Consider the following 25,561-nt stretch of genomic DNA (forward strand, 5'->3'; position numbering starts at 1 on the left):
CAAAGCGTGTCCGTCTTGCACCCCGGCAAAAAGGACAAACTGTCGCCGCAGCGCAGCGGTGCGCGGGTTGGGAACCGGCGTTCACGAACGAACGGCGCCCCAGGCCGCTGCCTTGGCGCGCAGAGAGAGATCGCCCCACCCGCCCGGGCCGGGCGAGGCAAAACACCGCGGGCCCCCCAATCTTCCCGCGCCGGCGAGAATCTTCGTCAGCCACCCCTCGGACTATTGATTTGAACAGTTCCAATTTGCCAGACACATTGTTCCCTGAGTCCAATCGGTGGATTGGGCCAATCAGGGGACTGCGATGGCAAACCTAACAATCAACGGAAAAACCCTCACGCTCGACGTCGAGCCGGATACGCCGCTGCTCTGGGCGATCCGCGAGAATGCCGGCCTGACCGGCACCAAATATGGTTGCGGCATTGCACAATGTGGCGCCTGCACGGTTCACATGGACGGCGTCGCCACCCGCTCCTGCGGAATCTCGGTCGCCGAGGCCGAGGGCAAGAAAATCACCACGATCGAGGGGCTCGCGTCCGGGAACACGCTGCACAAGGTGCAGCAGGCCTGGATCGCCCAGGATGTCCCGCAATGCGGCTATTGCCAGAGCGGCATGATCATGGCGGTGGCCGCGCTTCTCGCCGAGAAGCCGAAGCCGACCGATTCCGACATTGACGAGGCCATCACCAACATCTGCCGCTGCGGCACCTTCCAGCAGGTGCGCGAAGCGATCCACACGATCGCCAGCGCCTGAGGAGCCGCCCCATGAACAAGCACGTCTCTCCCAAGATGAACCGCCGCGCCTTCGTCGTCGGCACCGCCGCAGTCGGCGCAGGTCTCGCCATCGGCCTCGACCTTCCCTTCGGCGGTCCCGCCGTGGTGCGCGCGGCCGACGGCTCGCCCGAGGTCAATGCCTGGGTCGTGGTCAGGCCCGACGACACCGTCGTGATTCGCATCGCCCGCTCGGAGATGGGCCAGGGCTCGCTCACCGGCCTCGCCCAGCTCGTTGCCGAAGAGCTCGAATGCGACTGGTCGAAGGTGACGACCGAATATCCGACCCCCGGCCAGAGCGTCGCCCGCAAGCGCGCCTGGGGCGACTTCTCGACCGGCGGCAGCCGCGGCATCCGCTCCTCACAGGACTATGTCCGCAAGGGCGGCGCCACCGCGCGCGTGATGCTGATCGAGGCCGCCGCGAACGAGTGGAAGGTGCCGGCGTCCGAATGCACCGTCGCCAAGGGCGTCATCACCCACAAGGCGTCTGGCAGGACCACGACTTACGGCAAGGTCGCCGAAGCCGCGGCGAAGCTGACGCCGCCGGCCGACGTCAAGCTCAAGGACCCCAAGGACTGGACCATCGCCGGCAAGGGCCTGCTGCGGCTCGACACTGCCGAGAAGACAAACGGCACGATGATCTACGGCATCGACGTCAAGCTGCCGGGCATGCTGAACGCCGCGATCAAGGACTGCCCGGTGTTCGGCGGCAAGCTCAAGAGCTATGACGAAGCCAAGATCGCCGGCATGAAAGGCGTCAAGAAAGTCGTCAAGGTCGGCGATACCGCGGTTGCGGTCGTTGCCGACACCTGGTGGCACGCCAAGACCGCGCTGGAAGCGCTGCCGATCGTCTGGGACGAGGGCGAGAACGCCAAGGTCTCCAGCGAGACGATCGCGAAGTGGCTGGCCGAGGGCCTGGACAACGACCAGCCGGCATATGTCGGCAACAAGAACGGCGACGCCAAGGCCGCGATCGCCAGCGCCGCCAAGAAGGTCGAGGCCGTCTACAGCTACCCCTACCAGAACCACGCCACGATGGAGCCGATGAACGCCACCGCGCTCTACACGACCGACAAATGCGAGGTCTGGTGCGGCACGCAGAACGGCGAAGCCGTCTTCGCGGCGGTGCTGGAGGCCTCCGGTCTGCCGGCGGACAAGTGCGACATGTACAAGGTGATGCCCGGCGGCGGCTTCGGCCGGCGCGGCCAGACCGACTATGTCCGCCAGGCAGTGTTGATCGCCAAGCAGATGCCGGGCACGCCGGTCAAGCTGCTGTGGTCGCGCGAAGAGGACATGGCGCACGGCCGATATCATCCGATCACCCAGTGCAAGATGACCGGCGCGTTCGACGCCAACAACAACCTGGTCGCGCTGCACTACCGCCTGTCCGGCCAGTCGATCCTGTTCTCGCTGCGCCCCGAAGCGCTGCAGAACGGCATGGACCCGGCCGCATTCCAGGGCGTCGCCCAATCCGGCGAGGCCGCGTTCGGCTATTCGGTGCCGAACCTGTTGATCGAGCATGCGATGCGTAACCCGCACGTTCCGCCGGGCTTCTGGCGCGGCGTCAACGTCAATCACAACGCGATCTACATGGAATGCTTCATGGACGAGCTTGCCCAGGCCGCAGGCCAGGACCCGCTCGAGTTCCGCCGCAAGCTGATGGGCAATCACCCCAAGCATCTGGCGGTGCTCAATGCCGTGGCCGAGAAGATCGGCTGGACCACGCCGGCGCCGAAGGGTGTCTATCGCGGTATCGCGCAAGTGATGGGCTATGGCAGCTATGTGGCCGGCGCCGCCGAGATCTCGGTGACCGACGGCAGCAAGATCAAGGTGCATCGCATCGTCGCCTCCACCGATCCTGGTTACGTCGTCAATCCGGCGCAGGTGGAGCGGCAGATCGCCGGCTCCTTCGTCTATGGCCTTTCCGCGCTGTTCTATGGCGGCTGCACCGTCAAGGACGGCAAGATCGAGCAAACCAACTTCGACACCTACAATTCGATGCGCATCAACGAGATGCCGAAGGTGGAATCGGTGATGGTGCCGAGCGGCGGGTTCTGGGGCGGCGTCGGCGAGCCGACCATCGGCGTTGCCGCGCCCGCGGTGCTCAACGCCTATTTCGCGGCGACGGGTAAGCGTATCCGCTCGGTGCCGCTGCGCGACCAGAACATCACCTTCGCTTGAGACAACATGCTGCGGCGGCGAGAGATCGCCGCCGCGGCCCCATTGCAGATGCACTTGATGACGACACGCCCGGTGACACGGCGAACTGCCGTGTTCGGCATCACCATGGCGGCCGCGACGCTGGCGCGGCCATCGCTCCTGCGCGCGCAGTCCACGGGGCGTGTCGTCGTGGTCGGCGGTGGCTTCGGCGGCGCGGCGTGCGCCCGCGCGCTCAAGCGCGCGCAGGCAGATCTGCAGATCATCCTGATCGAGCCCAATGCGGTCTTCACCTCCTGCCCCTTCAGCAACGAGGTGATCGCGGGCCTGCGCGACATCGAAACGCAGCAATTCGGCTACGACAAGCTGGCCGCCGACGGCGTCACCGTGATCGGCCAGGCCGTGACCGCGATCGAACCGGAGCGGCGCAGCGTCGTGACGACCGATGGCGTCGCGCTCCCCTATGACCGCCTCGTGCTCTCCCCCGGCATCGACTTCCATTTCGATGCGCTACCCGGTTATGACGACACCGCGTCGGAAAAAATGCCGCACGCCTGGAAGGCCGGTGCACAGACCCTGCTGCTGCGCCGGCAGCTGGAAGCGATGGCGGACGGCGGCACCGTCGCCATCGCTGTCCCGGCCAATCCGTCGCGCTGTCCGCCGGCGCCTTACGAGCGCGCCAGCCTGATTGCGCACTATCTCAAGGCGAAGAAGCCGCGCTCGAAGGTGCTGGTCCTCGATGCCAAGGACAGTTTTTCGCAGCAACGCCTGTTCGAGAAGGCCTGGAAAGAGCTCTACGGTGACATGATCGAGCGCATCGCGCTGTCGCAGGGCGGCCGTGTCACCTCGGTCGATCCTTCGACCGGAACCATCGTCACCGAGTTCGGCAACTACACCCCCGACGTCGCCAATGTCATCCCGCCACAGCGCGCCGGGCGCATCGCCGAGGCCGCGGGCGCTACGGATGCGACCGGCTGGTGTCCGATCGATCCTGTCACGTTCGAATCGAAGCTCGTCAAGAACATCCACGTCATCGGCGATGCCTGCCTCGGCGGCGGCATCCCCAAATCGGCATCAGCCGCGAGCGCGCAAGGCAAAGCCTGCGCGAGCGCCATCGTCAGCCTCCTCGCAGGCCGCGCCCCGGACGCCCCGCGATTGACCGGCGTCTGCTACAACACCGTTGCGCCCGGTTACGGCTTCTCGCTGGCCGGCAATTACCAGCCGAAGGGCGACATCTTTGCCGAGGTCGAAGGCGGCGCGACCAGCCCGGTCGATGCGCCGCGCGAGCTGCGCGCCCGCGAGGCGAGTGAAGCCGAGCGCTGGTTTCAAACCATCACGGCGGACACCTTTGGCTAGAGCACTTCTCCATATCGCAGCGCTGATCGGCGCCGGCCTTGTTCTGACTTCCGGAGCAAGAGCGGACGAGCTCGTGCCCTACAAGATCATCGGTGACACCATCCCGGAACCACTCACGGGCACACCGGGCGATCCCGCGCGCGGACGCGCGCTGGTGGTGGCGCGCACCACGACCTGCATCCTCTGCCATTCCGGTCCCTTCCCGGAGGCGCGGTTCCAGGGCGACCTCGCGCCCGATCTCACCGGCACCGGCAGTTGGTGGTCGGCGGGCCAGTTGCGGCTGCGGCTGGTCGATGCATCGCGCTTCAACCCGCAGACCATCATGCCCTCCTATTATCGCAAAGACGGGCTAGTCCGGACGGGACGCAATTTTGCCGGCAAGCCGATATTGTCCGCCGCGGAGATCGAGGACATCGTGGCTTTTCTTGTAACGCTTCGGGACTAGGTGCATGCCGACAACGCGACGACAATTTTTGAGCATTGCCGGAGGCGTCACGGTCGCCGGCGCGATCCCGATCGTCACGCTGCGGCCGCTGCAAGCAACGCCCGCCATGCTCAACACCGCCATCCGCAACGTCGTCGGCGAAGCCCAGATTCGTATGGGCAAGGTCAAGCTCGACATTCCGCCGCTGGTCGAGAACGGCAACACCGTGCCGATGACGGTGAGCGTGGCGAGCCCGATGACGGCGACCGAGCACGTCAAGAGCATCCACGTCTTCAACGAGAAGAACCCGCAGCCGAACATCGGCAATTTCTACCTCACGCCCGCCTCCGGCCGCGCCCAGGTCTCGACCCGGATCCGGCTCGCCGACACCCAGAAGGTGGTGGCGATCGCCCGCCTCTCCGACGACACGTTCTGGCAAGTCGTCGCCGACGTGGTCGTGACGCTGGCGGCTTGCACCGAGGAGATGAACTGATGGCCGCGCTGATCAACGTTCCCTCAAAGGCGAAGCGCGGCGACATCATCGAGATCCGCACGCTGACCTCGCACATCATGGAAACCGGCTTCCGCCATACCGCCGATGGTCAGCTCGTGCCGCGCGACATCATCACGAGCTTCACCTGCCGCTACAACGGCACCGAGGTCTTTCGCGCCGACCTGTTTCCGGCCACCGCGGCGAACCCCTATCTGTCGTTCTTCACGGTCGCGAAGGAGAGCGGCAAGCTCGAGTTCGAATGGATCGGCGACAACGGCTATTCGTCCACCGCGTCGGCGTCGATCACGGTCGAATGAGATTTTGGCACGCGATAGCGGCAGCGATGCTGTTCGCTGCGGCCCCTGCCCTGCTCGCCGACGAGATCCCGTCGGCGGCGCGCCGGTCCGGCTATACCTTCATGGGTCCTGATACGCGCGCCATGCAGAATGACGACACCGCCAATCCGGGCATGTTGTTCGTGCTCGACGGCGAAGCGCTCTGGGGCAAGAAGGCCGGCAGCGCCGGCAAGGCCTGCGCGGATTGCCACGGCGATGCACGCAGCAGCATGAAGGGCGTCGCGGCGCGCTATCCCGCCTTCGACAAGGCGCTGGCGCGCCCCGTCACGCTCGACCAGCGCATCAATCTCTGCCGCGCCAATCATCAGCAGGCGAGCCCGCTCCCCTATGAGAGCCGCGACCTGCTCGCATTGTCCGCCTTCGTCGCCCATCAGTCGCGCGGCGTCGCGATCACGGCAGGCGACGATCCGCAACTGAAACCCTTCGTCGCGCAGGGACACAAGCTCTTCATGCAGCGCGAGGGCCAGCTCAACCTCGCATGCACCAATTGCCACGACGACAACTTCGACAAGCGCCTCGCGGGCTCGCCGATCACGCAAGCGCAGCCGACCGGCTATCCGCTCTATCGGCTGGAGTGGCAGACGCTGGGCTCGCTGGAGCGGCGCCTGCGCAGCTGCATGACCGGCGTTCGCGCCCAGGCCTATGATTACGGCGCGCCGGAGCTCGTCGCCCTCGAGCTCTATCTGATGTCGCGGGCGCGCGGCCTGCCGATGGAGACGCCGGCGGTGCGGCCGTGACCGGCTCGAATTAGGACTAGGCATACGCGGCGCGGTCGCTAGTATCCCCTCCCAAAGACGACGATGAGTCACAGGGAGGACTTGAAGTGGTGGACTACAGAATCTCGCGCCGTACGCTCTTGACAGGCACCGCAGCGGCTGGCGCGCTCAGCCTGACCGGATTGCCGGCGCGCGCCGAGGTCAACTGGAAGAAATACGCCGGGACCAAGCTGGAGGTGATTCTCGCGAAGGGTCCGCGCGGCGACAATCTGCAAAAGAACCTCAAGGAATTCACCGATCTCACCGGCATCCAGGTCGAAGCTGAGCAGATTCCCGAGCAGCAGCAGCGCCAGAAGGTCGTGATCGAGTTCACCTCGGGCCGGCCGAGCTTCGACGTCGTCCATCTCAGCTATCACGTGCAAAAGCGGCAGTTCGAGAAGGCCGGCTGGCTCGCCGACATGACGCCCTACATGAAGGACCCGACGCTGACCGCACCGGACCTCGTCGAGAGCGACTTCTCCGCGGCGGGCCTGCAATACGCCAAGAACGACAAGGGCCAGATGCTGTCGCTGCCCTGGTCGGTGGACTATTTCATCCTCTATTACAACAAGGAGCTGTTCGCGAAGAAGGGCGTCGCCGTCCCCAAGACCCTCGACGAGATGGTCGCTGCGGCAGAGAAGCTGACCGATCCCAAGGAAGGCATCTACGGCTTCGTCGGACGCGGCCTGCGCAACGCCAACATGGCGATGTGGAGCAACTTCTTCCTCGACTACGGCGGCGAATTCCTCGATGCCAAGGGCAACATCCTGACCGACGGTCCGGAGGCCATTGCCGCGACCAAGCTCTACCAGACGCTGCTGACGAAGACCGCTCCTCCCGGCGTCGCCGGCTTCAACTGGATGGAGTCGATGGCCTCGTTCACGCAAGGACGGTCCGCGATGTGGATCGACGGCGTCGGCTGGGCGCCGCCGCTGGAAGATCCGGCAGCCTCGCGCGTCGTCGGCAAGGTCGGCTACACCGTCGTGCCCGCCGGGCCCAAGGGACAATATTCCTCGACCTATGGCGACGGCATCGGCATTGCGGCCGCGAGCAAGAACAAGGAAGCCGCCTACCTGCTCTGCCAGTGGGCGGTCTCGAAGCAGCAGGGCGCGCGCCTGCTGCAGGCCGGCGGCGGCGTGCCGTTCCGCAACTCGATTCTGAACGATCCCGAGGTCCAGAAGGGCGTGAAGACCAAGGAGTGGCTGCAGTCGGTGATCGAGTCCGGCAAGATCAGCAAGCTTGGCCTGCCCGTCGTGATCCCGGTCGCCGAATTCCGCGACATCGTCGGCGCGGCGCTCACTGCCACGCTGTCCGGCGCTGATCCCGCGGCCGAGCTGAAGAAGGCGAACGACCAGTACCGGCCGATCCTGGAGCGTAGCGAAAAGACGTGAGTGCGTTGATACAAGCGGATCCGGCCGCGGCACAGTCCAGTGCCGCGCCGGAAAAAGAGTTGCGGCCGCCGTCCTACTGGCCGTTCGTGGTGCCGGCGCTGGTCGTCGTGATCGCGATCATCATCTTCCCATGGGTCTTCACGATCTGGATGAGCCTCAACGAATGGAAGGTCGGCTCGCCCACCACCTTCGTCGGGCTGTCCAACTATCTGCGGCTGACCAGCGATCCGCGCTTCCTCGAGGCGGTCGTCCACACCATCGTCTATACCGCGCTGTCGGTGCTGCTGCCGCTGGTGCTCGGCACCTTCGCCGCCGTGGTGTTTCACCAGAAATTCGCGGGCCGCGGTTTTCTGCGCGGTATCTTCATCATGCCGATGATGGCGACGCCCGTGGCGATCGCGCTGGTCTGGACCATGATGTTCCACCCGCAGCTCGGCGTGCTGAACTATCTGCTGTCGCTGGTCGGCATACCCGCGCAGCTCTGGGTCTTCCACCCCGCGACCGTGATTCCCTCGCTGGTGCTGGTCGAGACCTGGCAGTGGACGCCGCTGGTCATGCTGATCGTGCTCGGCGGCCTCGCCGCCATCCCGACCGACCCCTATGAGAGCGCGCAGATCGACGGCGCCAATCTCTGGCAGGTGTTCCGCTTCATCACGCTGCCGCTGATCATGCCGTTCCTGTTCATCGCCGGCATGATCCGCATGATCGATGCGGTGAAGAGTTTCGACATCATCTTCGCGATCACGCAAGGCGGGCCCGGCTCCGCGTCGGAGACGATCAACATCTATCTCTACAGCGTCGCCTTCACCTATTACGACCTCGGCTACGGCTCGGCGATCGCGGTGGTGTTCTTCCTGCTGATCGTCCTTCTCGCGGCGGTGATGCTTTACGCCCGCCAGCGCATGCTGTGGACAGAAATCGCGAGCGACGCATGACACCCCGTCAGATCATCGGCAAGATCGGCCTGTGGCTTTCGGTGTTCGTCATCGTGTCACCGGCCATCCTGTTCTTCCTCTGGATGCTGTCGCTGTCGCTCAAATTCGAGATCGACAACGCCGCCTACCCGCCGGTGTTCTTCCCCGAGCATATCGCCTGGAAGAACTATGCCGACGTGCTCGCCTCCAACCGCTTCCTGACCTATTTCGTCAACAGCCTGATCGTGACCGGCAGCGCGACAGCGCTGGCGCTGATCGTCGGCGTTCCCGCCGGCTACGGCATCGCGCGGATGGCCGCGCACAAATCGGCGATCGTGATCCTGATCGCCCGCATCACGCCCGGCCTGTCCTACCTGATCCCGCTGTTCCTGCTGTTCCAGTGGCTCGGCCTGCTCGGCACGCTGGTGCCGCAGATCATCATCCACCTGGTGGTCACGGTGCCGATCGTGATCTGGATCATGATCGGCTATTTCGAGACGACGCCGCTGGAGCTGGAGGAAGCCGCGCTGATCGACGGCGCCACGCGCTGGCAGGTCTTCCGCCACGTCGCATTGCCGATCGCAAAACCCGGCATCGCGGTCGCCTTCATTCTCGCGGTGATCTTCTCCTGGAACAATTTTGTCTTCGGCATCGTGCTGGCCGGACGCGAGACGCGCACTTTGCCCGTCGCCGTCTACAACATGATCTCGTTCGACCAGTTGAGCTGGGGACCGCTCGCCGCCGCCGCGCTGATCGTCACGCTCCCCGTGCTGCTGCTGACGGTGTTTGCGCAGCGGCAGATCGTGGCCGGGCTGACTGCCGGGGCCGTCAAGGGCGGGTGATTGCCCATCCTCGCAGCATGTCGAAGACTATCGTTTCGCAGCTTCGGCCTGCGGCGCGGCAGATTGGGCCGCAGCAACCGGTGTGGCCACCGAAAGTCCGTAAAGCCGCCAGTTGCCGCCGACATTCTGGAACAGCAGATCGAAATCGATCTGCAACGGCCTGGTCGGGATGTTGCCGCTGAGCCGCAGCATTCCGCTGGTATCGATCGCCGGAGGCGTCGACAATCGCGGCGCCAGAAGCGCGGCGCCAAACAGGTCGAACTTGCGCGCCCGGAGATCGGCGAACACAAGCGCAAGGTCGGCCGCACTGTTCCTGGCCTGGAATTCGGGTGCGGCAAGGTCTCGCAACACCGAATAATTGCCGGAGCGATTGGCATCATTCAGCGTCAGAAGCGCGGAGCGGATCAGATAAAGCGCCTGCTCGACGGAGATCTGGGGCCCCTGCCTTGTCGCGGTTGCGGCCGGCTGAACCGCCCAACGATCCGCGAAGCCGGACGGCGATGGTTGCGTCTCTGCTTCCGCGGGTGCGCAAGCCGCGACGAGGAGCAGGCACGCCACAAATCGTGGGGAGAGCGCGATCATGTCCTCACCAGCCCATGCGCAGGCCAACGCGCCCTCCGGCGACTTTCTCGTCCGGCCCGTAGCCGATGCCGCCGTTGAACTGCATATTGCCGTTGAGGCGTAGCGCCGCATTGAACGCAAGACCATTGGCTCGCTCGAAGGTCCCGTAGTTCATCGCGATGGCGAAGCTCTCGTTCGGCAGCAGCGTCGGTACACCCGCCATGGCAAAGGCCATCGCGACGCCGCTGGTCGCCTTGCTGGTGCGGCTATTGAGGTCGTCGATGCGGCCGTTGATGGTGGCGAGCTGGCCATTGATAGTGCCGAGCTGGCCGTTGATGGCACCCAGATCGGCCGTCGAGGCGATCCCGAGTGCGCCGAGGCTGGTGGTTGCCAGATTGCCGGCGCCGTCAGACGTCACGAGTTGCGTTGCGCCGCTTTGCGCGGCCTTGCTTGCCGACGAGGTGATGCCGGCCATGGTATAGGTGTTGCCTGCCGTGCCGAAAGTCTGCTGGTTGGCGCGCGTCACTCTGGCGCCATTGCCGAAAGCGGCCGAGTTGGCGAAGCCGGCGCTGGTATTGTTGCCGACGGCGACGGCGTTGGCACCGGTAACCGATACGGTGTTGCCGATCGCGATGGCGCCCGAGCCGGTCACTGTCGCAGCGTTCGACATCACCAGCGCATTGGGCGCATTGACGGCATTGCCGGAGCCGAACACGGAGGACCCGGCGGCGCTTGCCGTGGCGCCCACGGCGTTGTTGGAGCCGACCGTGTTGACGTTGTCGCCCCAGCCGGTCTGGTTGGTGCCGTTGATCTTGTTGTTGTCGCCCAGCACAAAGCTGCCATTTCCGTTCAGGGTGTTGGGATCGCCGATGGCGAAGCTGCCATTGCCCCGGACGACCTGCCCGGTGCCGAACGCGCCGCTGTTGTTTCCGGTGACACTGTTGCTCGCGCCGACCGCCGTGCTGTTGGCGCCGGTCACCACGCTGTTGGAGCCGACGGCCGTCCCGTTCGTGCTGCCTGCGTTGGCAACCGCCCACGCACCGACCGCCAGTGAGCTGTCCCCGGCCGCATAGCTGCTCGTGCCGTAGGCCGAGCTGGACATGCCGGTCGCGGTGCTCCAGCCGCCGGATGCGGTCGCGTAGTCGGCGGAGGCCTTTGAGCTGGTCCCCACCGCCGTGGACATCCAGCCGGCAGCTTTACTATTGGCGCCAGCGGCCAGGGCGAAATCGCCGCTCGCGTTGCTCGCGTAGCCGGAGGCGGAGCTCTCGTAGCCGCTGGCCGCGCTCTGCGCCCCCGTGGCCGAGGCGTACCGGCCGGCCGCGGCGGCGCCGTAACCCACCGCCGTGGTTTCGACGTTGGTCGCCTGGCTCAAGGCACCGACGGCAAGACTGGAGTCGCCAAACGCGTTGCTGGACGCGCCGTAGGCCGAGCTGGACGCACCACCGGCCAGACTTCCAGTGCCGCATGCCGTACTTCCGGCAGACCCCGCGCCTGCGCCGCCGGTGCTGTTGCTGGCGTCGACGCAGACGAACTGCGCCCGCGCGGGTGGAGTATCGAGCAAGGCGCCAAGCACGAATGCCGCCACAGCACATATCGTTGCCGGCCGCATCCGCCGCCTCGCCGCCCCCCTCCCGGTTCGTCCGGCCGTCTCGCTGGTCCGCCCCTCGGCCGATCGCACCGCAAGACTCATCCACCGCGTGTTCATCGCTCACCTTCACGTCGTTGCAAATTGCGCGGGCCGGCAAACACACGCATCTGGCCCGCGCGCGATAATATGAATATTCATGTCCGGAGACTGCGGTTCGACGGCGTGGAAACTTGCCTGATCGTCCCAATTTGCAGACCAACTGCCGAAGGGGGCGGCCTGGCATGACGAAAATTCCGTATCTGCGCTTTGACAGCGCGGAATTACCTGCCGCCGAGCGCCTTGACCGCTACCGTGCGATTCTCACGCACTATGAAGTGTCGCTCCCCGACGGCACCGACCGGGATGCGTTCGAGGTCCATGCCGAGGCCTGGCTGCTCGGCGGCCTGGTCGCCGCGTCGACCCGGATGGGGCCGGTGCGCTTCACCCGCTCCGCCGCGCTGGCAAAGGCCGATGGCCGCAACTCGTTCGCGCTGCTTCTGCTCCGTCGCGGCGCCTGGAGCGGCGAGGTCGACGGCGAACCGATCTCGGCCGGCCCTGGCCAGGTGCTGGTGCTCGATCTCACCCGGCCCTTCGATGGCATCGCGACGGCGACCGACACCATCAGCCTGGACGTCGAGCGCGATCCCATCGTCAGCGCCGCGCCCGATGGCCTCGACCTGCACGGGCTGGTGCTCGACGGCGCCGCCGGCCGGGTCCTCGCTGACCAGATGACGCTGTTGCGGAGAAGGCTTCCGGCGATGGACGAAACCGAGGCCCCCGAGGCGGTCCAGACGACGCTCGGCCTGCTGCGTGGATGCTTTGGCGTGGCTGCGCGGCCGCGCGAGCAAGGTCTTGCCCGGCGCGACATCGGCATCCTTCATCGTGCCAGCCGGTTCATCGACCAGAATCTGGGCCACAGCGACCTGTCGGTGGCGACCATCTGCCGCGAGATCGGCGTGTCGCGCTCGGTGCTCTATCGCGTGTTCGCACCGCTCGCGGGCGTCGCGGATTACATCCGCGGGCGCCGGCTCGAGGCAATCCACGTACTGCTCGACGACGCGGGCGAGAATCGCTGGAATGCGGAGATCGCCGCTGAATTCGGCTTCGTGAGCCAGGCGCATTTCAGCCGAAGCTTCCGGCAACACTTCGGCTACTCGCCACGCGCAGCGCGCGACACGCGCCTGCACGATCTTGTAGCCGCAGTCGAAGCCGGCCCCGAGCTGTTCCGTGAGTGGATCGGCCGGCTCGGCTGAACCGCCGACGCGTGCGGGACCAAAAAAGGAAACGGCCGGGCAGCTCCTCGCCGCCCGGCCGCCGACAATGCCTTCGTTCCTACTCCGCCGGCGCTGCGTGCATCTCCGGATGCGCGGCATAGTGCTCGCTGGTGCCGAGCTTGCTCGCTGCGAACAAGCCGGCCGCCATCACGGCATAGGCGAACGCCACTGCGGGCGTGACGCCAAAGCCGCCGCCGATGCCGACGGCTTCGCCGTGCATGAAGCCGAAATAGGTCAGCACCGCACCGACCAGCGCGAAGGCCGAGGCCTTCTCGAAATCGCGCTCGATGATGAAGACGCCGATCGCACCGAGGATGAGGCCGCCGAGGATGGAGCCACCGCCCATCACTTCCAGGCCGTGATAGAACACACCCTGCTGCGGCAGCGCGGCGACCGCCGCGGTCTTGACCGCGTCGGCCTTGTCGGCGGCCATGCCGCCGACGGTCGCCGCAGCATTCATGGTCGAGGCCAGCATCGTGTCGATCTGGAGCTTGGCCCAGGCGGCAAGATGCGGGGTCAGCGCCAGCACGATCGCCGGCGCATGCTTGACCGGCGTGGTCTGGAACGCCTGCGCGCCGATGAGCATGCCGATATAGAGCAGGATCGGCGAGATCGCGACGACGGGCACCAGCGCCAGCAGCACCGAGATGATGCCGAACCAGGCCAGCACCACCACCATGATGCCGGTCGCCGCCGAATAGCCGATGCGGCCACCCATCGCCTTCCAGCCGGGATGGCCGATATAGACGGCGTTGATGAACGGATTACCCATCAGGCAGCCGATCAGGCTGACGACGCCGTCGGCGGTGAGCACCCGCGTGGTCGGATATTCGTCGCCGGCGGCTTCCGCGCTCTCGACATTGTCCATGGCCTCGACGAGGTCATAGATGCCGAACGGAATGGCGGTGACGAGAATGATGCCGAGGAATTCGAAGCCGGAGAAGACGTAACCCACCGCCGGGATCGGCACCGAGAAGCCGAAGTTTGCGAAGGCAGCGCCAACGCCCGCGATGCTCAATCCGCCGAGGCCGAGCCCGAACAGGTTGGAGCCCCAGGCGATGATCATGCCGGCCGCGATCGCGACGAGGCCTGCGGGAATGCCGCGCCAGTATTTCACCCCGCCGAACCAGCTCACCAGGATGATGGCGAAGCAGACCAGACCAATCTGCGGCGTCATGTACATCTCGAGCGCCGGCCGCATCGAGATGAAGGTGACGGAGACGCCGGCGAGCGTGCCGAGCAGCGCCGCGCGCGGCGTGATCTTGCGGATGAACGGCGCGATGAAACCGCCGATCATCAGGATGAAGCTCTGGAAGAACACCCAGACGAGGCCGGCCGACCAGCCCTTGAGCGGGTCACCGGTCTTGAGCGTGATCGGCAGCATGATCACGAAGGTCACGATGAACATGTGCGGCACGCTGACGCCCGAGGGCAGCGCGCAGACGTCGTTGCGGCCGGTCTTCTGCGCGAGGCGATAGGCGAGGAACGCGTAGTAGAAGGTGGAGAGGCACATCATCAGCCCGAGCGCGGGCAGGATGCGGCCGAACACGAGACTGTCAGGCATCTTCAGGACGAAGCGCAGCAGGCCCGTGAGCACCAGCATGTTGACGAGGATGTTGGTGCCGAAGCCGAAAAACGCGTTCCAGTCGCCCGATGTCCATAGTGCCGGCTTGAACTCGGACGTATTGCTCTCAGATTTGCCGGCCGTCCCCGTCAATGTGCTCATGATCATACCCCTATGTGGTCGAAACCTTCATCGCCTCCAGTACTGCGGCTGAGCTAGCGACCCAGCCGAAGATGCCGCCCTGGGCCTTGATCATCTTCAGGCCCATCTCGTGAAACTCGGGGAAGTAGGATGCGCAGCCGTCGGAGATGACGACGCAGCGGTAGCCGCGGTCATTGGCCTCGCGCACGGTGGTATTGACGCACACTTCAGTGGTGACGCCGCACACCAGCAGATTCTCGATGCCGTATTTCTCCAGCACGTCGGTGAGCTCGGTGGCGTAGAACGCGCCCTTGCCGGGCTTGTCGATCACGACCTCGCTGTCGAGCGGATAAAGCTCGGGAATGATGTCGTGGCCGGCTTCGCCACGAATGAGGATGCGGCCCATCGGGCCGGGATCGCCGATGCGCAACGACGGCGCGCCGCGCTCGACCTTCGCCGGCGGCGCATCGGAAAGGTCGGGCAGATGGCCCTCGCGGGTGTGGATCACCAGCATGCCGGTGTCGCGCGCGGCCTTCAGCACCGCGCCGATCGGCTTCACCGCGCGCGCGAGCTGGCCGACGTCATTGCCGAGCGTCTCGCCGAAGCCGCCGGGCTCCATGAAGTCGCGCTGCATGTCGATGATCACGAGCGCGGTCGACGACCAGTCAAGCTTGATCGGCTCGGGCTCGGCGCTGATGACGCCCAGTGTCGGCTTGGTTGAGTTCAACATGACGCAGGCCCCCGCGAGAACTCTCTTTGCCAGGAGTTCTGCAAACGCCGTGCCATTGTGTACAATGGCGGAGGGCCTTGGCGAGCTTCAGAATCCAGTGTGCTATCAGCGCGTTGCGCGGAGGGCGTGCGGCTGCTTATTCGCTGTGCGACGGCTTTGCGACGGGCATTTGCTCAACAATTGAGCCCTGATGAGAGATTGAGCGGACGCCCCTTCGAGCCGACCGGCTGGCCAATCGCGCCTTCTGCCCGCGCCGGCTTCTGAGAGCCCGCCTTCTACCGGACCGCCCGAACTGGATCACGGACCGCGGATCAAACCCATCGGATGCCGGCTACGATCACTGACCGATCCAAAGGTTGTGACCCGATATTCCGTCGATCTGCGTCCCGCCCTGGCTGACATAGATCCCCACAGGAGTCGGGTTGAGGCTCGTCGTGAGCGTCAGCCTGCCGCCACCGATGTGGTAGGTCACATCCTCGTCAGTGTCATTGTTGAGCGTCACCCGGCAGGTGCCGGACGAAGCGTTCGCCGCACTGAGCCGATCGATCGCGATCGTGAAGGTGCCACTGTTGCCAAAGGCGTTGTACGAACCGGCAAATCTCGCCAGCATATCGCTAAACGACGTGAAACTGCCGGATCCCACCTGAAAGAGGCCGACATAGATCTTGAGATTGCCCGCATGCGTTCCGAAATACTGACCGAGTCCGACCATCACTCCCCCCTTCAAAGCGCGTCCACGATATCCTTGATCGCCTTCGCAATCTTGTCGCGGTTTTCCTTCGAATTCGCCTTCTCGATCTTGTCGCCGATGGCGATGATACGCATGGCCGCCTGCCAAACCGCGTTGAAGGTCGGTGCGTCATCCTCGCCCGAGGCGATCTTGGCGAGATTGGTGTTGATCTTCTCGAACGCAGCCAGCTCCTGCTTGGTGCCGACGTCGGCGTGCTGGTCGTAGTCCGAGGCCGCCTTGGCGACGTCGGTCACCGCATCCTTCATGGAGCCCCACATCGCCGAGAAGCACGTCACGAACTCCCGTGACGGCAATCCGTTCGCCGGAAGCCCGTGCTTGTCCACGGGGAGATTGTTGAACTCCGCACACTCCTTGACATCCTTAGCCGGTTTCAGGCTCGAACCCAGCCTAGTATAGGCCTCGACGAAGTGTCCGACCGCCTCCGCCGTCTTGATCTGCTCGATCTTGGCCAGATAGTCGCGCAGATTGGCGGCGTTCGACGAAATGAGCTTCTGCGTCTTTTCGTCCTTGAGGAACTTCTTGATCCTGTCGAGGCGCTTCTGCTCATCGATGAATTTCGCGCCTTCGACGATCACCGGCGCTACGATCGACTTGAACAGCTCGAACAGGGTCGTGAAGGCCGCGATCACGCCGGACTCGTCCACCGGCTTCAGGCCATAGTAGACGCCGGCGAAGTCGTTGATGTCGCCTTCGCAGCTCTTCTTGATGTCGGCCTCCACCTCGCCGGAGTTCATGTCCTTGCTGTCGACCTGAACCTGGTAGTTCGCAAACAGCGCCTTGAACGCAACGATGATGTTGTTGAGATCGGTCGAATCGGTGATCTCGGATTTCGCGGTCTTCTTGACCTCGGCCGTCACCGCGTCGAGATAGGTGATGGACGCGCGCAATGCCACCTGCTTGACGCGTGGATCACAAAGCAGGCCGCTGACCTTCGGCAAGGTCGGCGGCTGCGCGAGATCCTTCTCCGTCAAATACAGGGAAAGCTGCTGGCGTATCCGGTACAGAAGAACCTCGGTACGCCTGTTCTCGAGCGGCGGCGCGGCCGACTTCGTCAAGGCGCCGGTGGCCTGAACAAGCGCCGAAATCGTCGGCGGAAGGCCTTCGGGCTGGTCTTCCTCACCCCGTGCCGCACCCGTTGCCGCGAGCATCACCAGAACGAATGCCGCAAATTGCCTCTTCCACATCGTCATTCCTCCCAAAGTATCGAAGCCGCCTCGGGGATCTTTGGCGCCCCGGAGGAATCGTAGAGTGCGTTGCGAATCTCGGAGGTCGGAAGCGCACAGTTTGAATCGTCGTCGACCCGGCCGCTGGTGTGAACGGCAACGATGCTGCTTCCGCCCCTCAGCAGGATGGGTGCGCCGCTCGAATCTTCAGTGGTGTCGCAACCGTGGACGCGGCGGCCGGGCTCACCCGAGCAGACCGGCTTGGTCTTCGTCACGCACTGCGAGTCGGCGGAGAATTTCTTGGTGACGCGCTTCTCGCTCTCATGCCAGGTCACATAGGCCTCCAGATCAGCGCCGTCCTTGCATGACTTCCAAGGGTCGCCGGCCGCGAGCTTGAGGAAGGAGCCCGCAAACTGCTCCGGCAGGTCCTGAACCTTGATCAGCAGGAAGTCGAGCTGGGTCGCGAGGGAATCGTCGCCGTTGAGCGGAACGGCGGCGAGGCCCGTGGGCCAAGGCGACGTCAGTTCGTCCGAGTTGAAGTAGACGCGATACTTTGCGGCCACGAACGCGTCGTGCCGATGACAGTGATGTGCGGACAGGATGATTCCGCGCCCGAGATGGGCGCCAGTGCAGATTTGGGCGCGATTATCGGTGCTATCGATCAGGATCGTCACCGTCGCAAGGCTTGCAATGGCCGTGCGCCGTTTGAACACGTCTTCTGGAGGATCCCCGATGGGGTAGGCCCGATAGGGCGGGAGATCGAACGCGCACGAAGGATCCTTCGGGCGACCGGCCGTGCTTGCACAATTTGCACCGGCATATCCACTAGGCCGCTCCGGGAGCTTCGGCATGGGCGTGGTGCCGTCGTCGCCGACCACGAAGAACGGCGTAGCCTTGCCCGGGGCGGATCGCGAGACGGTGGCGGACCACGGCTTTTCCTGAACCCGGGCAGCGTTACCACTGTACGACGGGTTTAGCCGGAGAGGATCCGCCGTCAGCCGAACACGATCATGCTCGTTGAGCTGAGCGAGCTTCAATGGTCCCGCGGCGAGGTTGCGCAATGAGCGTTGCGCACTCTCGTCAAAGCGCAGTGACAGTTGTCCACCGCTTGGCGCGGCTGACAAGGCGACCGCTTCAGGACCCCCGATGAGGGAATTCAGGGGGTCGAGCACGCGCGCCTCTATGTTCACCAGGCTCATCGCCTTGGAGCGCAACTGAACGCTCTTCGCGCTTTCTAACGAGCACGCGCCGGCCAAAGCCGGGACTGGTGCGAGCCCGACGACGAGCAGCGCAAAGAGACAGGGATTGCGAAGAAACAGCCGCATATGATCGTCCCAATGGCCGGCGAAATTGCGGCTCCTCAGGAGCTGTCGGGGGATCGGACGGTTAGGGAGCCAGACCTGCCACAGCAGGGCTAGCAGCATGCGCTTTGAAAAAACCTCTTTAGCCGATGGCTCGAAGGAGAACGAAAAATCTCAGAGTTCAAATACAACGAATCTCGGAGGCGCGCGATCGACGACAACATCCAGCTTCAGCGCCGCAACCCTCCATCCTCTGGTTGCGATCTTTCGAAATCTGGTTGGAATTGTCAACTGCTCTTCAGACGCATTCGGGGAGTTTGCACTGCGACCCGGTGTCAGACGCCTCCGGAATACCCCAGCTCAAGGGTTCGACGCCCCATACAGCCGCCGATGCTCCTCCTCATACGGCGCATACGAATCCTTCAGCGTCGCCATGTTGAGCAGCATGGTCGCCACCACCGCGCCCGTCTTGTCGAACACCCGCGTCTTCGCCCAGGCGCTTTCGGTGCGGCGGCTGCCGGACAGCGCGACGACCTCGCGTTCGATCTCATACTCTTCGTCGACGAAGAGCGGGCCCTTCACCAGGCGGATCTCCTGATCGGCAAACAGGCCGACGGCCGGTCCCTTGGCCGGCAGCGGGTCCTCCTTGGAGCGGTACTGGAACAGTACGCTCAGCATTTCCATCGGGATGATCGCCCTGCCCCATGGATTTTCCGCGCCGGAGTAATACGGCGAGGTCTCCGTGATGACCGCGAGCTTCTGTCCGAGGGAGAACGGATAGAGGTCGCCCATGTTCTGATCGAACGCCATTCGCACCGTCTGCCGCTTGCTGGTATGTGCGACCTTCACGTCGCGCAGGATCACGGGATCGGTGAGCGGCTTGAGCTCGCCGAGGCGCGTCTCGAGCGCGGTCGCGACGGCGGCATCGCCGACCGAGGCCGTGCCCCGCAGCACCTCGGTGCCGTCGCGCTTGACCATCTGGATCTGGCACTGGCGCGTGCCGGGCAGCGGCTTCGACAGGATCGCCTGCACCTCCTCGCCCTCGTAGCAGACGCTGCGATAATGCGCCGAGAGACAGCCGCTCTCGAACCAGGCCTGCCCCCACAGTCGCGCACCAAGCGGGGCGAACTGGCTGAAATGCGTGGGACCCTCGATGGTGCCGCCCTTGAAGCCGAGCTTTTGCGCGGTGGCGTCATCGTGGATCGAGGCGTGCGCGTCGTAAGTCTGCGCCTGCAGCATCTGGCGCGGCTGGCGCCATGGCCCGATCAGCGCCTCGGCCGTCTCTGATATCTCGGTGTCGAATGCGTTCGCCGTCATGATGTTCTCCACACGCAAGCCATGACTAGCAGGAGCGCCACGGATGCGGCCAGCGATATTGACTTCGCCCGCCCATGCTCTTGACTGTCACAATTCGCGTCGCGCAGCCGCAACTCCTCCCGCAGCGCACACCCCACGCCGAACGAGAGACGAAGGACTTCTGAAATGACGCTGATGCAGGTCGAGCTGGACGACAAATACCGGCTCGAATCGAAGCGGATCTTCCTGTCCGGCACACAGGCGCTGGTCCGCCTGCCCATGTTGCAGCGCGAACGCGACCGGCTCCAGGGGCTCAACACCGGCGGCTTCATCTCCGGCTATCGCGGTTCCCCGCTCGGCATGTACGACCACGCGCTGTGGCGCGCGAAGTCGCACCTCCAGCAGCACGACATCGCCTTCGTCCCCGGCCTGAACGAGGACCTGGCTGCAACCGCGGTCTGGGGCAGCCAGCAGGTCGGTCTGTTTCCCGGCGCCAAGGTCGATGGCGTGTTCGGCATCTGGTACGGCAAGGGCCCCGGCGTCGACCGCTCGGTCGATGCGCTCAAGCATGCCAATGCGGCCGGCACCTCGCTCAATGGCGGAGTGCTCGCGCTCGCCGGTGACGACCATGGCTGCCAGTCCTCGACATTGGCGCATCAGAGCGAGCAGGTGTTCGCGGCGGCGCTGATCCCGGTGATCAATCCGGCGACGCTGCAGGATTATCTCGACCTCGGCCTCTACGGCTTTGCGCTGTCGCGCTTCTCCGGCTGCTGGGTTGGCTTCAAGGCGATCAGCGAGACGGTCGAGAGCTCGGCCTCGATTGACAGCGACCCTGAACGCATCAAGATCGTGCTCCCCGACGATTTCGAAATGCCGCCCGGCGGCCTCAACATCCGCTGGCCCGATCCGCCGCTGGAAGCCGAGAAGCGCCTGTTCGGCCCGAAGATGGCCGCGGTGCAGGCTTTTGCCCGCGCCAACCAGCTCGACCGCATCGTGCTCGATTCAAAGCCCGCGCGGCTCGGCATCGTCGCCACCGGCAAGGCCTATCTCGACCTGCGCCAGGCGCTGGCCGACCTAGGGATCACCGACAAGGACGCGCAGGATCTGGGCCTTCGCATCTACAAGGTGGCGCTGACATGGCCGCTGGAGGAAAGCGGTGCCAAGCGCTTTGCAGAAGGCCTGCAGGATGTGCTGGTGGTCGAGGAGAAGCGCGGCTTCATCGAAGACCAGCTGATGCGCATCCTCTACAACATCGATGCCTCCCGGCGCCCGACCGTCACCGGCAAGCGCGACGAGAGCGGCGCGCCGCTGCTGCCGAGCGAAGGCGAGCTGACGCCGACCATCGTCGCAGGCGCGCTGGTGGCGCGCTTGCGCAAGCTCGGCCATCACAGCCCGGTGCTGGAGCAGCGCCTCGCCCGGCTCGAGGCCTTCGACAACCCGGTCACGTCAAGCTCGCAGATCAAGCTCGCGCGCACGCCATTCTTCTGCTCGGGCTGCCCGCACAATTCCTCGACGCGCGTGCCCGAAGGCAGCCGCGCCATGGCCGGAATCGGCTGCCACGGCATGGCCCTGAGCATGCCGACCCGCCGCACCGATCTGATCTCGCATATGGGCGCCGAGGGCGTGAACTGGATCGGCCAGTCGCCCTTCACCACCGAGAAGCACATCTTCCAGAATCTCGGCGACGGCACCTACACGCATTCCGGGCTCCTCGCCCTTCGCGCTGCGTCTGCCGCGGGCATCAACATCACCTACAAGATCCTCTACAACGACGCGGTCGCGATGACCGGCGGCCAGCCGGCCGAAGGCGCCTTCAACGTCGCGCAGATCGCGCATCAGGTCTGGGCCGAAGGCGTCAAACGTCTGGCGATCGTCTCGGACGATCCGACCAAATACCCCGAAGGCAATTACTTCCCGCAGGGCGCGACCATCCATCACCGCCGCGAGCTCGATGCCGTGCAGCGCGAGCTGCGCGACATCAAGGGTCTCACGGTCGTGATCTACGACCAGACCTGCGCCGCGGAAAAGCGCCGCCGCCGCAAGCGCGGGCTCTATCCCGATCCCGCCAAGCGCGCCTTCATCAACGAGCTGGTCTGCGAAGGCTGCGGCGATTGCTCGCAGGCTTCCAACTGCGTCTCGGTGCAGCCGCTGGAAACCGAGTTCGGCCGCAAGCGCCAGATCGACCAGTCGAACTGCAACAAGGACTTTTCCTGCGTCGAAGGCTTTTGCCCGAGCTTTGTGACCGTGCATGGCGGTTCGCTCAAGCGGATGAAGACCTCGGCGGTCGATTCCGGCCAGCTGTTCGCCGACTTGCCGCTACCTGCCGCGCGTGAGCTTGATGGACCCTACAACATCCTCGTCACCGGCATCGGCGGCACCGGCGTCATCACCATCGGCGCCCTGCTCGGCATGGCCGCCCATGTCGACGGCCGCGGCTGCTCGGCGCTCGACTTTACCGGCCTGTCGCAGAAGAACGGCGCGGTGATGAGCCATGTGCGCATTGCACCGAAGCCGGAGGACATCTCCGCCGTCCGCATCACCACCGGCGGCGCCGATGTCATCCTCGGCTGCGACATGATCGTCTCGGCCGGCCCGACTGCGCTGAGCCGCGCCGAGCGCGGCGTGACCAGGGCCTATATCAACGCCGATCTGCAGCCGACCGCGAGCTTCGTGCAGAATCCCGATCTCGATTTCGAGATGGGCACGATGCAGACCGTGCTGCGCGACGCCATCGGCGACAAGAACCTCGACATCATCGACGCCACGGGTATCGCCGCGGCGCTGATGGGCGACAGCATCGCGACCAATCCCTTCATGCTCGGCTTCGCCTTCCAGAAGGGCGCGATCCCGCTGTCGCTGGAGGCCCTGCTCCGCGCCATCGAGATCAACGGCGCCGCGATCGAGATGAACAAGCTCGCCTTCACCTGGGGCCGCCTCGCCGCCCACGACATGTCGCGGGTGCGCAGCGTGTTGCAGTTCAAGAGCCGGGCGTCGGCGCCGACCAAGTCGCTCGACGACATCATCGCGACGCGCGCCGAGTTCCTGACCGGCTACCAGGACAAGGCCTATGCCGACCGCTATCTCGCGGCCGTGGCCAAGGTGCGCAAGGCGGAGAATGCGGCCTCGCCCGCCTCCACGGAGCTGACCGAGGCCGTGGCAAAGAACCTGTTCAAGCTGATGTCCTACAAGGACGAGTACGAGGTCGCGCGGCTCTACACCGACGGCAGCTTTGCGAAGAAGGTGTCGGAGAAGTTCGATGGTGACTTCACGCTGAAGTACCATCTGGCACCACCGATCTTCGCGAAGCGCGACAAGACCACCGGACATCTCCAGAAGCAGGAGTTCGGCGGCTGGATGCTCCACGCCTTCCGCGTGCTCGCCAGGCTGAAATTCCTGCGCGGCGGCGCGTTCGATCCGTTCGGCCGCACCGAGGAGCGCCGGACCGAGCGCAAGCTGGTCGCGGATTATCTCGGCATGATCGACCAGCGGATGGCCGGGCTGAAGGCGGAGCAGATTCCGCTGCTGGCACGGCTGGCAAGGGTGCCGGAAACGATCCGCGGCTTCGGCCACGTCAAGGAAGCCAACGTCAAGCTGGCGTCGGCGGAGAAGGCGCGGCTGGAGGCGGAGCTCGAGAACAGCCGCTTTGCGGCGGCGGCGGAGTAGCGGTTACGGATGCGCACTCTCTCCGCCCGTCATTGCGAGGAGCAAAGCGACGAAGCAATCCAGAATCTTTCCGCGAGAACAGACTGGATTGCTTCGCTACGCTCGCAATGACGAGATTGTAGGACGCGCTCGCCACACACTCGGTGTCATCGCCCGGCCTCGACCGGGCGATCCAGTACGCCGAGGCGATTGTGGTTCAACCGAGAAGCCGCGGCGTACTGGATGCCCCGCCTTCGCGGGGCATGACGGCGGGGGGGATGGCTAGGCTGGAGTTCCTGCGGCCGCGCTTGGTGCCACTGACGCCACCGCCCCCTCCGCCAAATGCCGTCCCGCGATATACCCGAACGTCAGCGCCGGCCCGAGCGTGATCCCCGGGCCCGGATAATTCCCGTTCATGATCGAGCCCATGTCGTTGCCGCAGGCATAGAGGCCTGCGACCGGCGAGCCATCCTCGCGCAGCACGCGCGCCTGCGCATCCACCTTCATGCCGATCGCCGTGCCGAGATCGGCTGGATAGATGCGCATCGCAAAGAATGGCGCGCGGAGGATCGGCGCGACGCAGGGGTTGGGCTTGTGAGCGACATCGCCGAGATGCCGTTGGTAGATGGTGCTGCCGCGGCCGAATTCGGGATCGCGGCCCTCTTTCGCACCGGAATTGTAGCTCGCAATCGTCGCCGAGAGCACCGACGGCTTGATGCCGAGCTTCATCGCCAACTGCGCGATGTCAGGCGCCTCGACCAGTTCGCCGCTCGCCACATAGCGCCGCACGTTGCGCGTGAACGGCTTGATGCGGCCGAGACCATAGGCCCACAGGAACGGGCGATCGCAGATCAAATAGAATGGCCGGTCCGGCTCGCCATTGCCATCGCGCAGCATGGCGAGCACGAACTCGTGGTACGACAGCGCCTCGTTGACGAAGCGACGGCCGGCCGCGTTGACGGCGATCACGCCGGGCTTGGCGCGGTCGGTCACCGTATGCGGGAAGACGCCCCGGCTGCCGTCGGCGCGGGTGAACAGCGAGGCCGGCACCCAATAGGCCGGGCTCGTCGCCTCCGTGTTGAGGGCGGCACCGGCCGTCGCGGCGAGCCGAAGCCCGTCACCCGTGCCTGCTGAGTTGGTGGCCGAGACGAAGCCGGCCGCGGCCGGGAAGAAGCGCTTGCGCAACGCTGTGTCGTGCGAGAAGCCGCCGGTCGCCAGCACCACGCCACGACGCGCGCCGATCAAGCGATCGCGCGCGCCGTGGCGGATCACGATTCCGGCGACGCGATCGCCCTGCATCGACAGATCCTCGACATCCGCGCTGAACAGGATATCGACCTGCCGCGCCAGCAGCGAGGCGTAGAGCCGCGCCGCAAGCGCGTTGCCGAGATGCAGGGTCGTGCCGCGCGGGCTGCGCAGCCGCTGCAACGCGTACTCTGAAACGAGCCGCGCCGCGCGCAGGGTCGAACGCAGCGACTTCCCGATCCGGCGCAGATGCGGGATGTCGAGGCGGTTGACCATCATCCCGCCGAACAGCGTGAACTCAGGCAACGGCGCGCGCAGTCGCGCGAAATGCGCGCCCAGCCGGGTGCCGTCGAACGCGACCGGCTCCAGCACGCGCCCGCCCGACGTCGCGCCCAGCCGCTCCGGATAATAATCGGGATAGGCTTTCACCGGCTGCAGCCGCACTTCGGTGTTGGCTTCGAGCCAGGCGACCGCCTCCGGCCCGCGCGCGAGGAAGGCGGCGCGCAAGCCGGCATTGGCGGGCTCCGGCACCGTGCTCGAGAGATAGCGGACGGCATCCGTGATGCTGTCGGACAGCCCCGCCTCTTTCATCTTGGCATTGGCGGGGATCCAGACCATGCCGCCGGACCACGCCGTGGTGCCACCGACGAAGGCGGTCTTCTCGATCACCAGCACGCGCAGGCCCTCGGCGGCCGCGACTGCCGCGGCCGTCATGCCGCCGGCGCCCGCGCCGATGACAACGACGTCGTAGGTCTCCTGCGCCGGCATCATGCGGCTGGGGTCCGGAAGCGAGGCATGACACCGTCA

Annotated in this window: 21 protein-coding genes; 12 read left to right on the forward strand and 9 right to left on the reverse strand. The window is 65.2% G+C overall.

Annotated features, from left to right (window positions below; all coding sequences use genetic code 11):
* The first annotated feature begins 304 nt into the window (after positions 1-304).
* From VGR99_RS04720 to VGR99_RS04765, 10 genes are all read left to right on the forward strand, one after another.
* Complete coding sequence (locus VGR99_RS04720) at positions 305-754, forward strand: (2Fe-2S)-binding protein (RefSeq protein WP_326897134.1); 450 nt, start codon at positions 305-307, stop codon at positions 752-754.
* A gap of 11 nt (positions 755-765) precedes the next feature.
* A complete protein-coding gene (locus VGR99_RS04725; protein ID WP_326897135.1) occupies positions 766-2,952 on the forward strand; it encodes a xanthine dehydrogenase family protein molybdopterin-binding subunit in 2,187 nt (728 codons plus the stop codon).
* Between the two features lie 48 nt (positions 2,953-3,000).
* Positions 3,001-4,284, forward strand: a complete 1,284-nt coding sequence (locus VGR99_RS04730) for an NAD(P)/FAD-dependent oxidoreductase (RefSeq protein ID WP_326897221.1) — start codon at positions 3,001-3,003, stop codon at positions 4,282-4,284.
* Positions 4,277-4,729, forward strand: coding sequence for a sulfur oxidation c-type cytochrome SoxX (gene soxX / locus VGR99_RS04735; protein ID WP_326897136.1), 453 nt, complete (start codon positions 4,277-4,279; stop codon positions 4,727-4,729). The genes VGR99_RS04730 and soxX overlap by 8 nt, the downstream gene beginning before the upstream one ends.
* Positions 4,730-4,733: 4 nt before the next feature.
* Positions 4,734-5,201: a SoxY-related AACIE arm protein gene (locus VGR99_RS04740; RefSeq protein ID WP_326897137.1), complete on the forward strand. Its 468-nt coding sequence runs from the start codon at positions 4,734-4,736 to the stop codon at positions 5,199-5,201.
* A complete protein-coding gene (gene soxZ / locus VGR99_RS04745) occupies positions 5,201-5,518 on the forward strand; it encodes a thiosulfate oxidation carrier complex protein SoxZ (protein WP_326897138.1) in 318 nt (105 codons plus the stop codon). Before VGR99_RS04740 ends, soxZ begins: the two co-directional genes overlap by 1 nt.
* Positions 5,515-6,294 carry a sulfur oxidation c-type cytochrome SoxA gene (gene soxA / locus VGR99_RS04750; protein ID WP_326897139.1) on the forward strand — a complete coding sequence of 260 codons (780 nt, stop codon included), beginning with the start codon at positions 5,515-5,517 and terminating at the stop codon, positions 6,292-6,294. Before soxZ ends, soxA begins: the two co-directional genes overlap by 4 nt.
* Before the next feature lie 86 nt (positions 6,295-6,380).
* The gene (locus VGR99_RS04755; protein WP_326897140.1) at positions 6,381-7,703 is read left to right on the forward strand and encodes a sugar ABC transporter substrate-binding protein; all 1,323 of its coding nucleotides are present in this window, start codon (positions 6,381-6,383) and stop codon (positions 7,701-7,703) included.
* The gene (locus VGR99_RS04760) at positions 7,700-8,638 is read left to right on the forward strand and encodes a sugar ABC transporter permease (protein ID WP_326897141.1); all 939 of its coding nucleotides are present in this window, start codon (positions 7,700-7,702) and stop codon (positions 8,636-8,638) included. The genes VGR99_RS04755 and VGR99_RS04760 overlap by 4 nt, the downstream gene beginning before the upstream one ends.
* On the forward strand, positions 8,635-9,459 hold the full coding sequence (locus VGR99_RS04765; protein ID WP_326897142.1) for a carbohydrate ABC transporter permease: 825 nt from the start codon (positions 8,635-8,637) through the stop codon (positions 9,457-9,459). Before VGR99_RS04760 ends, VGR99_RS04765 begins: the two co-directional genes overlap by 4 nt.
* 27 nt (positions 9,460-9,486) lie before the next feature.
* On the opposite strand, the gene VGR99_RS04770 is transcribed toward VGR99_RS04765, so the two are convergent.
* Positions 9,487-10,152: a hypothetical protein gene (locus tag VGR99_RS04770; RefSeq protein ID WP_326897143.1), complete on the reverse strand. Its 666-nt coding sequence runs from the start codon at positions 10,150-10,152 to the stop codon at positions 9,487-9,489.
* A complete protein-coding gene (locus VGR99_RS04775) occupies positions 10,046-11,629 on the reverse strand; it encodes a hypothetical protein (RefSeq protein ID WP_326897144.1) in 1,584 nt (527 codons plus the stop codon). The genes VGR99_RS04770 and VGR99_RS04775 overlap by 107 nt, the downstream gene beginning before the upstream one ends.
* A 227-nt stretch (positions 11,630-11,856) precedes the next feature.
* Here VGR99_RS04775 and VGR99_RS04780 point away from each other — a divergent pair, with 227 nt between their 5' ends.
* Positions 11,857-12,900, forward strand: coding sequence for a helix-turn-helix domain-containing protein (locus VGR99_RS04780; protein ID WP_326897145.1), 1,044 nt, complete (start codon positions 11,857-11,859; stop codon positions 12,898-12,900).
* 79 nt (positions 12,901-12,979) lie between these two features.
* Here VGR99_RS04780 and VGR99_RS04785 read toward each other — a convergent pair whose 3' ends face one another.
* The 6 genes from VGR99_RS04785 to VGR99_RS04810 form a co-directional block, all read right to left on the reverse strand.
* Positions 12,980-14,647, reverse strand: a complete 1,668-nt coding sequence (locus VGR99_RS04785; RefSeq protein ID WP_326897146.1) for a regulator — start codon at positions 14,645-14,647, stop codon at positions 12,980-12,982.
* A gap of 10 nt (positions 14,648-14,657) precedes the next feature.
* Positions 14,658-15,356 carry an isochorismatase family cysteine hydrolase gene (locus VGR99_RS04790; RefSeq protein WP_326897147.1) on the reverse strand — a complete coding sequence of 233 codons (699 nt, stop codon included), beginning with the start codon at positions 15,354-15,356 and terminating at the stop codon, positions 14,658-14,660.
* Positions 15,357-15,693: 337 nt separating this feature from the next.
* Complete coding sequence (locus VGR99_RS04795) at positions 15,694-16,068, reverse strand: hypothetical protein (RefSeq protein ID WP_326897148.1); 375 nt, start codon at positions 16,066-16,068, stop codon at positions 15,694-15,696.
* An 11-nt stretch (positions 16,069-16,079) separates the two neighbouring features.
* On the reverse strand, positions 16,080-17,291 hold the full coding sequence (locus VGR99_RS04800) for a hypothetical protein (RefSeq protein WP_326897149.1): 1,212 nt from the start codon (positions 17,289-17,291) through the stop codon (positions 16,080-16,082).
* Between the two features lie 2 nt (positions 17,292-17,293).
* Entirely contained in the window at positions 17,294-18,595 is a 1,302-nt protein-coding gene (locus tag VGR99_RS04805; RefSeq protein WP_326897150.1) for a hypothetical protein, read from the reverse strand.
* 336 nt (positions 18,596-18,931) lie between these two features.
* Positions 18,932-19,888 (reverse strand): hypothetical protein, encoded by a 957-nt coding sequence (locus VGR99_RS04810; protein ID WP_326897151.1) that lies wholly within the window; start codon positions 19,886-19,888, stop codon positions 18,932-18,934.
* A 165-nt stretch (positions 19,889-20,053) separates the two neighbouring features.
* On the opposite strand from VGR99_RS04810, the gene VGR99_RS04815 reads away from it, so the two are divergent.
* Complete coding sequence (locus tag VGR99_RS04815; RefSeq protein WP_326897152.1) at positions 20,054-23,530, forward strand: indolepyruvate ferredoxin oxidoreductase family protein; 3,477 nt, start codon at positions 20,054-20,056, stop codon at positions 23,528-23,530.
* A 261-nt stretch (positions 23,531-23,791) separates the two neighbouring features.
* Here VGR99_RS04815 and VGR99_RS04820 read toward each other — a convergent pair whose 3' ends face one another.
* Complete coding sequence (locus tag VGR99_RS04820; protein WP_326897153.1) at positions 23,792-25,525, reverse strand: FAD-dependent oxidoreductase; 1,734 nt, start codon at positions 25,523-25,525, stop codon at positions 23,792-23,794.
* Between the last annotated feature and the right edge of the window lie 36 nt (positions 25,526-25,561).

This window comes from Bradyrhizobium sp., assembly GCF_035935975.1.
GTDB lineage: Bacteria > Pseudomonadota > Alphaproteobacteria > Rhizobiales > Xanthobacteraceae > Bradyrhizobium.